Source organism: Mesorhizobium sp. WSM4840 (assembly GCF_055811755.1).
In genome coordinates, this window is sequence record NZ_JBVVQD010000014.1 from 37721 (window position 1) to 50069 (window position 12349).

Genomic DNA, 12349 nt, shown 5'->3' on the forward strand with positions numbered 1-12349 from the left:
CGCTTTTCAGTGGGAGCTTCAACGAATAGCGGAAGGCGACGTCTATTTTAGGAATTGCAGCCCAGAAATGCCGCTGGACCAGACAAATTCTTGCCTTGAAACCGAAGCTTCGGGTTTCTAGGGTTCCGCCGCAAGCATAAAGGAATCTCCATGCCCCGTTCTGTGATCGAAGCGATCGGCAATACGCCTCTGATCCGCCTCAACAAAGCCTCGGAAGAAACCGGCTGCGAGATCCTGGGCAAGGCCGAATTCATGAATCCGGGCCAGTCGGTGAAGGACCGCGCCGCGCTGTTCATCATCCGCGACGCCGAGCAGCGCGGGCTCTTGAGGCCGGGCGGGGTCATCGTCGAGGGGACGGCCGGCAACACCGGCATCGGATTGACGCTTGTGGCCAAGGCGCTTGGCTACCGCACCGTGATCGTCATCCCCGACACGCAAAGCCAGGAGAAGAAGGACACGATCAAATTGCTTGGCGCCGAGCTGATCGAGGTGCCTGCCGTTCCCTACAAGAACCCCAACAATTATGTGAAACTGTCGGGCCGCCTGGCCGAGCAGATGGCCCAGTCCGAGCCGAACGGCGCGATCTGGGCCAATCAGTTCGACAACGTCGCCAACCGTGACGGCCATACCCGCACCACGGCGGAAGAAATCTGGGCCCAGACTGGCGGCAAGGTCGACGGTTTCGTCTCGGCGGTCGGCTCCGGCGGAACGCTGGCCGGCGTCGCCTTCGGGCTTAAGTCCAGGAGCAAGGACGTCAAGATCGCGCTCGCCGATCCGCTGGGTGCGGCGCTCTATAGTTTCTACACCACCGGAGAGCTGAAATCCGAAGGCAGCTCGATCACCGAAGGCATCGGGCAGGGGCGGGTCACCGCCAATCTGGAAGGGTTCACACCGGATTTCTCCTTCCAGATTCCGGACGAGGATGCACTGCCGATCGTCTTCGATCTTATCCAGGAGGAGGGTCTGTGCGTCGGCGGCTCGACCGGCATCAACATTGCCGGCGCGATCCGGTTGGCGCGTGAGATGGGTCCCGGCCACACCATCGTGACCGTGCTTTGCGACTACGGCACGCGCTATCAGTCGAAATTGTTCAACCCTGAATTCCTGCGCCAAAAGAAACTGCCGGTGCCGGGCTGGATGGAACAGCGGAGCACAATTTCGGTGCCGTTCGAGAAGGTCGCGTGATGGCTTACAAAACGGAAGCGCTGTTTCGCGACGACGCCTATCTCAGGACGGCTGATGCCACGATTGTCGCCGTCAACGACCGTGGCGGCATCATTCTGGACCGGACGGTCTTCTATGCCACGTCGGGCGGGCAGCCGGGCGATACCGGCACCCTCGAACGCGCCGACGGCAGCCTGATCAACGTTGCCGCCACCATCACCGGCGAGACCAAGGACGAGATCATCCATGTGCCGCCTGAGCAGGCAGTGCTTGAGGTCGGCGAACCGATAAAGCTCGCCGTCGATTGGGAGAGGCGGTATCTGCTGATGCGCATGCACACAGCCTGCCATTTGCTCACCGTCGTCTGCCCGTTCCCGATCACCGGCGCCTCGGTTTCCGAGGACGACAGCCGTGTCGACTTCGACATCCCGGATGCCGGGTTCACCAGGGAAGACGTGACGGCCAGGCTGATGGATCTGGTGCGGGCCGACCACCCGGTCTTTGTCAGGCTGATCACAGACGAGGAACTGGCGGCCAATCCGGGACTGGTGAAATCGAAAAATGTTCGGCCACCCGTCGGCACGGGCAAGATCCGACTGGTCTGCATTGGCGAGAATGCCTCGATCGACAGCCAGCCTTGTGGCGGCACCCATGTAAAGAGCACTGGAGAAGTCGGCGAGATCCATATCGGCAAGATCGAGAAGAAGGGTCGCGAGAACCGGCGCTTCCGAATACGCTTTGGACCGATGCCGCCGGCCTGATAAACAGATGTCAAAGGCGTGCAGGAGAAGAAGAATGGCCGAAGACGGCCCTTTCACCGTCGATGCGGACTGGTTGCAGAAGCGCCTCGGCGAGCCTGGCCTGACCATCGTCGACGCGTCCTGGTATCTGCCGGCGCAGAAGCGCGACGCGCGCGCCGAATATGACGCAGCGCACATTCCAGGCGCCCGTTTCCTGGATCAGGATGCGATCTCGGATCCTGATTCCCCACTGCCGCACACGCTGCCGTCGCCGCAGCATTTCGCCCAATATGTCGGCGCCATGGGCATTTCGGCCGACGACACCATCGTCGTCTATGACGGTCCGGGCTTCTTCTCGGCGCCGCGCGCCTGGTGGATGTTTCGTGTCATGGGGGTGTTCCAGGTCTACGTATTGGACGGCGGTTTCGACCGCTGGAAAGCGGAGGGACGGCCGGTAACGGCGGAGCCGACGAAGATCGCGCCCTGCGTGTTTCATGCCGACTTCGATGCCGCTCGCGTCGCCAGCCTGGCCGATATGCGCCGGATCGTCGAGACCGGGGAAAGCCAGATCGCCGACGCGCGTTCGCCTGGCCGGTTTGCCGGTACCGAGCCGGAGCCTCGCGCCGGCATCCGCTCGGGCCATATGCCCGGCGCGCACAATGTGCCGTTTTCGGCGCTTGCCGAGGACGGCGAGCTGCTGTCGAAAGACCGATTGCGCAAGGTGATCGAGGACGCAGGCATCGACCTGTCGAAGCCGGTTGTCACCTCTTGCGGCTCAGGCGTCACTGCGGCGGCGATCACGCTGGCGCTTGAGACGCTTGGCCATACCGACAACAGGCTCTACGACGGTTCATGGACGGAATGGGGAGGGCTTGGCGATACGCCCGTCGTGACGGGCAAGGATCGACAGTGATGGAAAACGGAGCGCTTGAAGACATCGAGGTCACGGTGACGTTTCTCGAAATGCATGTGCCGCCGGCCTATTCGCCGCCGGTGCCGTACAACCGCCAGGTCGCTCTGCTGAAGACCAAAGACATTCCGCTGCATTTCTACCGCTATTTGATGGATCGGGTAGGCCGCAAATGGCACTGGGTCAACGTGCTGAGGCTGAGCGACGAGGAGCTTTCTGCAGGCATCCATCGCGAGGACCGCGACATCAGGGTGCTGTATCTCGATGGATCTCCGGCCGGCTTCTTCGACCTAAAGCCGCATCTGCCTGAAGAAGTGGAACTTGCCTATTTCGGCATGATGGAGCACGCGACCGGCCAAGGCATCGGCCGTTGGTTCCTCGGTGCGGCGATCGCCGCCGCCTGGTCGCACGGCCCAAGGCGGGTGACGGTGCAGACCTGCACGCTCGACCATCCGGCGGCATTGCCGCTCTACCAGAAGCTCGGCTTTGCACCGGTCGCGCAAAAGAAGGAGATCGTGCATCCAATGACCTTCGCCGAGCGTGCGGCCAGTGTCATGCGGCCATGATTTTCTCCGCAAACTGAACCTATTGTTCATCAATGCTTCAGCTTGTCTTTGCCATCTTGCCGGCACCATCAATGCGGCAGAGGCCGAAGGAGAAAAGACATGCTGACCCGACGCACATTTGCCGCCGCGCTGATTGCGGCCCTCGCCGTGCCGACCTTTGCCGCCGCCCAGGCAACCACGCCTTCGGCGGCGACGATCGAGCGTCAGCTCGAGGCCGCACCCCGCGTTAAGCTGCGCCCGAACCAGCGCGTCTCCATCCGCGAATTCAAGAGGCGGCCGGACCTGCGGCGCATGGCCCGTTCGATCGATATCCAGTCGATCAATTTCGCCTTTGGCTCGGCGGCCATTTCCGAATCGCAATATGGCAAGATCGAAAATATCGCCGATGCGCTTCGGCGCATCCTGCGGCGCGACCGCGGTGCCCGCGTGCTGATCGAAGGCCATACCGACGCGGTCGGCTCTTTCCAGTCGAACCAGATCCTCTCCGAACAGCGCGCCGCTTCGCTGAAGCGCACCTTGGTGCGCGAATTCGGCGTGCCGGACTATACATTGGAAACCGTCGGCTACGGCGAGGAATTCCTGCTGGTGCAGACGCAGAACGAGAATTGGCGCAATCGCCGGGTGACGCTGCGCCGCTTCGACGACTTCATCCGCTGAGCCTGTCCGAAATCCGCATTGGCGGCCATCTGAAGGCGTTTTCTGCGCTTCCGGTTCTCGAAGACACCATCATCTGACTCGCCGCTGTAATTTTCGAAACAGGCTCAGTCACTGCGGTCTGGATCAACAGCCGAAAAAGAGCCTGGCTTGAATGAGTCGCGCTCTTTCCATATCGCTGTCGGTCAAAGCCTACCGCATCGGCCCGAAAATCGGGATCGATTTTCGGAAAGCACGATGCGTAGACTCAAATGTTGGAGCGTCCTTTGCGCGTCCAAAAAGGACGCGTGGCGCTCCAATGATGATGGAGGATCAAACGATGACGATTCGGGTGGTGATGGCCGGTGCGACCGGCTGGATCGGCAAGGCACTGGTTCCGGCGATCGGGGCGCAAGGCGACATGGCACTGGCCGGGGCTGTGTCGCGCAGCGGCGCGGGGCAGGATTCCGGCCTCCTGGTTGGCATGCCGGCCAACGGCATCACCGTTTCCGCCTCGCTGACCGAGGCGCTGGAGGTACCGTCGGACGTGCTGGTCGACTACACCAGGCCGCATGTGGTGAAAGACCATGCGCTGCTGGCCATAGAGAAGGGGCGGCACGTTGTGATCGGCACGTCGGGGCTGGGTGCGACCGATTTCGGCGAGATCGACGCTGCAGCACGCGCCAATCGTGTCGGCGTCATTGCAGCCGGCAATTTTTCGATCACCGCCACGCTGATGAAGCGGTTTGCCCTGATGGCGGCGAAATACGTGCCGGATGTCGAGGTGATCGACTATGCGAGCGCCAAGAAACCCGACGCGCCGTCCGGCACCGCGCGCGAGCTTGCCGAAGCGCTGGCCGATGTCCGCAAGGCTTCGACGGTGCGGCCGGTCTCGGAGGTCTCGGGTGTGCCGGGAACCCGCGGTGCGGCGGTCGGTACGGGCGAGGGGGTGCAGGTGCATGCGCTTCGCCTGCCTTCCTACATCCTGTCCTGTGAGGCGCTGTTCGGCCTGCCCGACGAGCGGCTGACCATTCGTCACGACGCCGGCTCGTCCGCTGCTCCTTACGTGGCCGGCACACTGCTCGCTATCAGGCGGGTACAGGAGATCACAGGGCTGGTGCGCGGTCTCGACGCCTTGATGGACTGATCCAAATTGGCAGGAATCGGGTGGGAGACGCTGGCGCAGCGGCGTAATTTCCGGTCGACGATACCGGAGATTTCGCCATGACCATCCAGTTCAAAGCCTTGCCCACGGAAGATGTCAGAGCCTTGCAGCGCGGCGCGCCGGACGCCTATGGCCTGATACCAGAGCGGAAAATATCCGACGGCGACGGCGTGCCTTGCCGCCACTGCCTGAAGAACGTGATCGCCCGAGGCGCCTATCTCATCCTGGCCTACCGGCCATTCCCGGAATTGCAGCCCTACGCCGAAACCGGACCGATCTTTCTGCATGCCGAGGAATGCGAGCGCGCCGCCGAAGCCGAGGCGCTTCCAGAAATGCTCGAAAGTGCCGACTACATCGTGCGCGGCTACGGCAGGGACGACCGCATCGTCTATGGCAGCGGCGGCGTCATTCCAACGGCCGCTATCGCGGCGCGGGCCGAGACCTTGTTCGAGCGCAACGATATCGCCTATGTGCATGTCCGCTCGGCGCGCAACAATTGCTACCAGTGCCGGATCGAGCGCGCGTGACGATCCGGGCGGTATTCATCGGTCGCAGCTGTCGTACGCCTGTCGCATTGTCGCGTTACGGAATGACTGTCGATCGATTTGCCGACCGCGGATGAACCGGCGGGAAGTCTCGATATCAGAGGAAGCGGGGCTTTGGCTCCGCTTTTTTGTTGCCCGCCCTGTCCGCCCCGCATTTCTTCCGCCCCAAAGAAAAAGCCCGCCGGAATGACCGGCGGGCTTTGACTGTTGTCTGGACGGTTTTTAGTTGAACTTGTACTTCGCGCCGATGCGGACGGTATGGAACGAAGGCGTGGAGGTGGTCCGGCAGCCCAAGTTCCGACGAGAAATCCTTCTCGGAGAACTGCGAATAGCGGTACTCGAGGCCGACGGTCACGTTGCTGGACATGGCCGTTTCCAGACCACCCACCCACCGAGAAGCCGCTGGAGTCCCAATCGAGGATATCGCCGATGGGTGAAGACGCGTTCAGATCGAAGTGCTGCCAACTGTAACCACCGAGCACGTAGGCGAGGGTTGATTCGTTGACTTTCATACCGACACGACCAAGCACATCGAATCCGTAATCAGTATCCAGATTGATCGACCCGCCCGGGATCTCAAGTTCCGAAGTCATGCCGGAGTAGCGGGCATCCACCATGACGCCTGCGACCCAGCTGCCGAAATCATGGTCGAAGCCGACGTTCAATTCGCCGAACACGCCTTCGCCACCGATCCCGTTGAACTCGAGGTCGCCAGCCGGCGGAACGTCGATCTGATGCACCGATGCACCCGCACCGGCGGCGCCGCCGACGTAGAAGCCGGTCCAGTTGTAGGCAGGAGCCTCAAAAGAGGCGACGCCACCATTCTGGGCGCCAAAGCGGTAGTTGGCCGCAACCTGGAACGTATGCCGCGACGTGTCGAGGTTGAGGGTGCCATCCGGCACACCGAAATCGGAAAGGAGATCATCATTAGTGCCGAAGCGGGTATAGCGATATTCTGACTTGATGGTCCAGTTACTGTTGATGGCCGTTTCAACGCCAGCTCCGACGAAGTAGCCGCTCTGGTCCCAATCGAAATCAAAACCAGCGTTCGTGTCGAGTTTGTATTTCTGCCAGGAATAGCCACCCAGCACATAGCCCAAAGTGTTCGGCGTGAAGAGATAACCAAGCCGCACCCAGCGTCGAAACCGTAGGTCTCGCGGACCGAAGCTTCAAAACCAGCAACATCGAGCGTGGTTTCAATGTTGCCGGCATGGGCATCCAGAAGTCCGCCGATCAGGAAGCGCGGCGACACCATATAGTCGTACCCAACGGTCAGTTCACCGTAAACGCCTTCACCACCAAAGCCGATCAGCCAATCGCAAACCGTGAAATTTGCTTGTGGAAAAAAGAGCCGCCGAGGGCGTCGGCGGCTCTGTCGGGAGAGGATTGAGCGGCGGGTTCAGGCGGCGAGAACGGCCTTCGGCTCGACCAACTCATAGCCGAGTGCTTCGGCCACCGCGCGATTGGTGATCTTGCCCTTGTGGACATTCAGGCCGTTGCGCAAATGATGATCGTCGATCAGCGCCTTCAGGCCCTTGTCGGCGAGCTGCAGGCCGTAATGCAACGTTGCGTTGTTGAGCGCGTGGGCCGAAGTGACCGGCACCGCACCCGGCATGTTGGCAACGCAATAGTGAATGACGCCGTCGACCTCATAGGTCGGCGCGGCATGAGTTGTGGCGTGCGAGGTCTCGAAGCAGCCGCCCTGGTCGATGGCGACGTCGACAAGCACCGAGCCTTTCTTCATGCCCGACAGCATCTCGCGCGAAACGAGTTTCGGCGCGGCGGCGCCCGGGATCAGCACGGCGCCGACGACGATGTCGGCCGAAAAACATTCCTCTTCCAGCGCCTCGACGGTCGAATAGCGGGTGTGGACGCGGCCGCCGAAGATATCGTCGAGCTGGCGCAGGCGCGGGATCGAGCGGTCGATGATGGTGACGTCGGCGCCAAGGCCGACCGCCATCCGGGCGGCGTGCAGGCCGACGACGCCGCCGCCGAGCACCGTGACCTTGCCGGGCAGAACGCCGGGCACGCCGCCAAGCAGCACGCCGCGGCCGCCATTGGCCTTCTGCAGCGCGGTGGCGCCGGCCTGGATCGACAGGCGGCCGGCGACTTCCGACATCGGCGCCAGCAGCGGCAGGCCGCCGCGGTCGTCGGTGACCGTCTCGTAGGCGATGGCCGTTACGCCCGAGGCCAGCAGGCCCTTGGTCTGCTCCGGATCCGGAGCGAGATGGAGATAGGTATAGAGGATCTGGCCGTCGCGGAGCTGAGCCCACTCATTGGGCTGCGGCTCTTTGACCTTGACGATCATGTCGGACTTGGCAAACACGTCGGCGGCCGTCTTGGCGATGGTGGCGCCAGCGGCGCGATAGGCGTTGTCGTCGGCGCCGATGCCGGCGCCGGCACCGGCCTCGATCAGTACTTCGTGGCCATGCGCGACATATTCGCGGACCGAGCCCGGCGTCAGGCCGACGCGGTATTCGTGGTTCTTGATTTCCCTGGGGCAGCCGACGCGCATCTTCTTCTCCTCCTGATCCGGCCCTTTGAGGCACGTTCCCTGTTTAGACATAGTGAACCACGAATCGTCCCGTAAGTGTTTGCGAATGCGCTTGCGCAGAAGGGCACGGCTCGATAATCGTTGCGCAAAACAGCTGGATTGTCGCAGGAATCCCGAAAAATGCCACTCGACAGGATCGATATCGCCATTCTCGAAACGTTGCAGAAGGATGGGCGGATACCCAACGCGGCGCTTGCCGAGAAGGTCGGATTGTCGCAGTCGGCCTGCTCGCGGCGGCTGGACAATCTGGAGAAATCCGGAACCATCCGCGGCTATCACGCCCGGCTTTCCAATGCCGCTCTTGGCCACCAGATGACGGCGATCGTGCATATATCGCTGTCGGGGCAATTCGAGAAGACGCTGTCGGATTTCGAGGCGGCGATAAAGCGCTGCCCGAATGTCCTGTCCTGCCACCTGATGTCGGGTGAATACGATTATATCCTGCGCATCGCGGCAAAGGACCTCGTCGACTATGAGCGTATCCACAAGGAATGGCTGTCGGCGATGCCGCATGTGACGAAGATCAATTCATCCTTCGCCTTGCGCGAGATCGTCGACCGGACGGCGGTGGGGATGAAGCCGGAACTTGCTTAGGCCTTGAAGGCCCCCGTCACCACCCGGTCCATCGGGATGTCGTGCGGCTGCGGATAGATGGTGGCAATGCGCTGCAGTTCGTAGCCGACACCGATGACCAGCGGCTTGAAAGGCATCGCCGCCAGTGTGCGGTCGAAGAAGCCACCGCCATAGCCCAGCCGATACTGTCCCGGATCGATGCCGACGATCGGTGAGATGACGATGTCGGGCAGCACCGGATCGCCTTCAGCCGGGATCGGGATATTCCAGACGCCCTTCTCCAGTCGGTCGCCCGGTGTGTAGGCGCGAAAGACAAGCGGCCGGCCTTTCTCGATCACAACAGGCAGTGCGGTACGGCCGCCGCGCTCATTGACGGAAGCCATCCATGGCCGCAGATCCGGCTCGCCGCGGAACGGCCAGTAGAGGCTGACCACGCGGCCGGCGACGTCGCCGATAACCGCGTCGAGGCTTTCGCCGATGCGCTGCGACATTGCCGTTCGCGCGTCAGCCGAGACAGCGAGGCGCGCCGCAATCAGCCGCTCGCGCTCGGTCTTGCGCCATCGTTTCACGTCGGTCCAGTCGGATAGGGGCGCCCGGAATTCCGGGTCGTGCATGAAGCAAGGGGGCGAGGAATAGTGAGCCGGACGTTCATCGTCATGATCGCTATCCAAGTTCCACTCCTGTCGTCAGTTTCAATGAAATTATACTCGGCGGCAGGATAGGGCATGTACATTCGCGACATCTTAGGGCGGGCAGTCAGCAAAGTCGGATGTTGTTGCAGTGCACAAAAGTCCCTACATCAGATTTGGCGAAATTGCTCTCCAGCCTTCTCTCCCGGCCGACCTTCTCTCCCGGCCAACCTGTTCTCCCGGAGTGAATGAGATGAACGAATCCAGCCATCATGTCGTCGTCGTCGGGGCGGGCTTTGGGGGCTCGAATTCACCCGCGCGCTTGACGGTGCGCCGGTGCGCATCACCATGATCGACAAGCGCAACCATCATCTCTTCCAGCCGCTGCTCTACCAGGTGGCGACCACGGCGCTGGCGACCTCGGAAGTCGCCTGGCCGATCCGCCATCTCCTGCGCAAGCGCAAGGACGTGACGACGCTGCTCGCCACCGTCAGCGGCGTCGACCGCGTCGGCAAGCGCGTGCTGTTCGATGATGGCGGCGCGGTCGCCTACGACACGCTGCTGCTGGCCACCGGCGCCCGCCACGCCTATTTCGGCCATGACGAATGGGAGCCTTTCGCGCCAGGGTTGAAGACGCTGGAGGATGCCACCACCATTCGACGGCGCATTCTGCTGGCCTTCCACCAAAAAATTACCGTGCCCGCGGGCGGCAATTCCCGGAGATCAACGCCTCGAAGATCATCTGCGAGGCGCCGGACACCAACCGCGACGTGATTGTGCTACCTCATCAGCCAGGGCACGATCAACCCGTCGGCGGACGCCCTAAGCCCTGTAAACCACCTGGCGCACATCGATGTAGCTGGCGCGGAAGCCAGCTTCGCAATAATGCAGGTAAAACACCCAGAGCTTCTTGAAGCGGTCGTCGAAACCGAGTGGGACGATCTTTTCCCATGACCCCCAAAAGCGGTGGCGCCATTCGGCGAGCGTGCGGGCATAGTCGTCCGGGAAAATGCGCTCGCGCAGATGAGCAAGGCCATGGTCTTTGCCGAGCGTTTTCAGGATCGACGGCGTCGGCAGCATGCCGCCCGGGAAGACGTAACGCTGGATGAAATCCGGCCGGGCGCGATAGGTGTCGTAGGCTTTCTCGTTGATGGTGATGATCTGCAGGCCGGCGGTGCCGCCAGGCCGCAGGCAATCCTTCATCTTGCCGAAAAACACTGGCCAGTATTTTTCGCCGACCGCCTCGAACATCTCGATCGAAGCGATGCGGTCGTAGGAACCGGTTTCGTCGCGGTAGTCCTGCAGCTTGATGTCGACCTTGTCGGCAAATCCAGCCTTCTGGACGCGTGCGCTGGCGAAATCATGCTGCTCGCGGCTGATCGTCAGCCCGGTGACGCGGCAGCCGATCTCGCGCGCCGCGAATTCGGCAAAGCCGCCCCAGCCGCAACCGATTTCAAGCACGTGGTCGTTCGCGCCGATGCCCGTGTCCTTGGCCAGCGCGCGATATTTGGCGGCTTGCGCGCTTTCCAGATCGTTGGCGCCAGCCGCATAGAGCGCCGACGAATAGGTCATGCTCGGATCCAGCCATTCCTTGTAAAAGGCGTTGCCGAGATCGTAATGCGCCGAAATGTTGCGCTTCGAGCCGGTGCGGGTGTTTTGGTTGAACCAGTGGCGAACACGCTGGACGGCGTTGATCAGCCAGTTGGCGCCCCCGGCGATGCGCTCTCCGATTTCTGAATTGACTACGAACAGTTCCAGGAAACTGGTCACATCGGGACTGTCCCAATCGCCGTCCATGTAGGATTCGGCGATGCCGATGGTGCCGCCGGTGAAGGCACGGCCGGGCAAGCGCCAGTTCTTGAGCACCAGTTCGGCGTCCGGACCCGGGCCCTTGCCGCCGACGAGGACGGCGCGACCGTCCGGCATCCTCACCTTGAGCGAGCCACGCGGCAGGTTCATCGCCGCCGACAGCACCATGCGCGCCTTGGCCGGCAGGCCTTTGACGGTCTCGGCGAAATTGAATTCGTCCAATCTGACCGCGTCGCCCGACGCAACGCTGGTGTCTTCCTTGTGAGCCATGTCACGCCCCCCGGGACTTTTGCGGCGCCGGCGCAAAATCGCCGGTTTCAACACTCTCTCGCAGTTCATTCGCCAGGGCGCGAACGCCGCTTCCCGATGAATCCCCGCAGCAATCTTTCATGCCATCAAAGGGAACTTCAAGAGCCAAGGCAAGCGAACATGGATCAATGGATAGATTTTGCGGGAGGGCGCTGATCAACGCCGGAATCACTATGGTTGCAGCCACCCAGATGCAGTAGTTTTAGCCATGCGTTATGTCATCGTCATCTGCACCGTCACGTTCTTCCTGATCTGGGACGGACTCTACAATCAGGGCCGCTATCTCGACACCACGGTCAGCGAGATAACGCGCATCGTGCGCTACATCACCGGGATGGTATAGGTTCTTTTCCCCGCCCAACGCGTTGTCGCCGCGACATCGTTGCCGGTTGACGCGACCGTTTTGCCCACACAAAACACGCTTGCACATCGATCGAGGAGGCTGGGGTTGATCCGGCATATCGTTTTCTTCAGCGCGCGGCACAAAGAGGATGTCGAGGTCGTGCGCACGGGCTTGCTGGCGCTGGGCAACATCCCCCATTCCCGTCTTTTCGAGGTGACGCTCAACAGCAAGGTCGACCCGCTTTCGGACGAGATCGACGTGGTCGTTTATGCCGAGTTCGAGGATGATGCCGCTCTGGCCGCCTACAAGGCGCATCCGCTCTATGCCGAGACGACCAGCCAGGTCAAACCGCTGCGCGAATTGCGATATTCGGCGGATGTTGTGGCTGCAACCTGAAGAGAAATTGAGC

The 12349-nt window shown here is 61.8% G+C and carries 14 protein-coding genes and 1 pseudogene; 11 read left to right on the top strand and 4 right to left on the bottom strand.

What is annotated here, in order from left to right:
- The first annotated feature begins 150 nt into the window (after window positions 1-150).
- The 7 genes from AC0L3I_RS19330 (at window position 151) to AC0L3I_RS19360 (ending at window position 5705) form a co-directional block, all read left to right on the top strand.
- Window positions 151-1185, top strand: a complete 1035-nt coding sequence (locus AC0L3I_RS19330) for a cysteine synthase A (protein ID WP_473527918.1) — start codon at window positions 151-153, stop codon at window positions 1183-1185.
- The gene (locus AC0L3I_RS19335; RefSeq protein WP_473487437.1) at window positions 1185-1925 is read left to right on the top strand and encodes an alanyl-tRNA editing protein; all 741 of its coding nucleotides are present in this window, start codon (window positions 1185-1187) and stop codon (window positions 1923-1925) included. Before AC0L3I_RS19330 ends, AC0L3I_RS19335 begins: the two co-directional genes overlap by 1 nt.
- A 34-nt stretch (window positions 1926-1959) precedes the next feature.
- Complete coding sequence (gene sseA / locus AC0L3I_RS19340) at window positions 1960-2817, top strand: 3-mercaptopyruvate sulfurtransferase (protein WP_473487438.1); 858 nt, start codon at window positions 1960-1962, stop codon at window positions 2815-2817.
- Complete coding sequence (locus tag AC0L3I_RS19345; protein WP_473487439.1) at window positions 2817-3380, top strand: GNAT family N-acetyltransferase; 564 nt, start codon at window positions 2817-2819, stop codon at window positions 3378-3380. Before sseA ends, AC0L3I_RS19345 begins: the two co-directional genes overlap by 1 nt.
- A 99-nt stretch (window positions 3381-3479) precedes the next feature.
- Window positions 3480-4037 (top strand): OmpA family protein, encoded by a 558-nt coding sequence (locus AC0L3I_RS19350; RefSeq protein ID WP_473487440.1) that lies wholly within the window; start codon window positions 3480-3482, stop codon window positions 4035-4037.
- Between the two features lie 316 nt (window positions 4038-4353).
- On the top strand, window positions 4354-5160 hold the full coding sequence (gene dapB, locus AC0L3I_RS19355; protein ID WP_473487441.1) for a 4-hydroxy-tetrahydrodipicolinate reductase: 807 nt from the start codon (window positions 4354-4356) through the stop codon (window positions 5158-5160).
- A gap of 77 nt (window positions 5161-5237) precedes the next feature.
- The gene (locus AC0L3I_RS19360; protein ID WP_473527919.1) at window positions 5238-5705 is read left to right on the top strand and encodes a DUF1203 domain-containing protein; all 468 of its coding nucleotides are present in this window, start codon (window positions 5238-5240) and stop codon (window positions 5703-5705) included.
- Here AC0L3I_RS19360 and AC0L3I_RS19365 read toward each other — a convergent pair.
- Together AC0L3I_RS19365 and ald are read right to left on the bottom strand one after the other, a co-directional pair.
- On the bottom strand, window positions 5678-6856 hold the full coding sequence (locus AC0L3I_RS19365) for an outer membrane protein (RefSeq protein ID WP_473527920.1): 1179 nt from the start codon (window positions 6854-6856) through the stop codon (window positions 5678-5680). The genes AC0L3I_RS19360 and AC0L3I_RS19365 overlap by 28 nt on opposite strands.
- Before the next feature lie 266 nt (window positions 6857-7122).
- Entirely contained in the window at window positions 7123-8238 is a 1116-nt protein-coding gene (gene ald, locus AC0L3I_RS19370; RefSeq protein WP_473527921.1) for an alanine dehydrogenase, read from the bottom strand.
- Between the two features lie 159 nt (window positions 8239-8397).
- Here ald and AC0L3I_RS19375 point away from each other — a divergent pair, with 159 nt between their 5' ends.
- Window positions 8398-8871: an Lrp/AsnC family transcriptional regulator gene (locus AC0L3I_RS19375; RefSeq protein WP_023675099.1), complete on the top strand. Its 474-nt coding sequence runs from the start codon at window positions 8398-8400 to the stop codon at window positions 8869-8871.
- Here the strand turns inward: AC0L3I_RS19375 and AC0L3I_RS19380 are convergent.
- A complete protein-coding gene (locus AC0L3I_RS19380; RefSeq protein ID WP_473527991.1) occupies window positions 8868-9464 on the bottom strand; it encodes a 5-formyltetrahydrofolate cyclo-ligase in 597 nt (198 codons plus the stop codon). The two genes, AC0L3I_RS19375 and AC0L3I_RS19380, sit on opposite strands and share 4 nt — an antisense overlap.
- A 268-nt stretch (window positions 9465-9732) precedes the next feature.
- On the opposite strand from AC0L3I_RS19380, the pseudogene AC0L3I_RS19385 reads away from it, so the two are divergent.
- Window positions 9733-10166 (top strand): annotated as a pseudogene (locus AC0L3I_RS19385) (NAD(P)/FAD-dependent oxidoreductase); the annotation flags it as partial.
- Between the two features lie 135 nt (window positions 10167-10301).
- Here AC0L3I_RS19385 and AC0L3I_RS19390 read toward each other — a convergent pair.
- On the bottom strand, window positions 10302-11558 hold the full coding sequence (locus AC0L3I_RS19390; RefSeq protein ID WP_473527922.1) for a class I SAM-dependent methyltransferase: 1257 nt from the start codon (window positions 11556-11558) through the stop codon (window positions 10302-10304).
- 247 nt (window positions 11559-11805) lie between these two features.
- Here AC0L3I_RS19390 and AC0L3I_RS19395 point away from each other — a divergent pair, with 247 nt between their 5' ends.
- Both AC0L3I_RS19395 and AC0L3I_RS19400 read left to right on the top strand, forming a co-directional pair.
- The gene (locus tag AC0L3I_RS19395) at window positions 11806-11940 is read left to right on the top strand and encodes a hypothetical protein (RefSeq protein ID WP_473487446.1); all 135 of its coding nucleotides are present in this window, start codon (window positions 11806-11808) and stop codon (window positions 11938-11940) included.
- A 105-nt stretch (window positions 11941-12045) separates the two neighbouring features.
- Window positions 12046-12336 (top strand): Dabb family protein, encoded by a 291-nt coding sequence (locus tag AC0L3I_RS19400; RefSeq protein ID WP_192364685.1) that lies wholly within the window; start codon window positions 12046-12048, stop codon window positions 12334-12336.
- The last annotated feature ends 13 nt before the right edge of the window (window positions 12337-12349 follow it).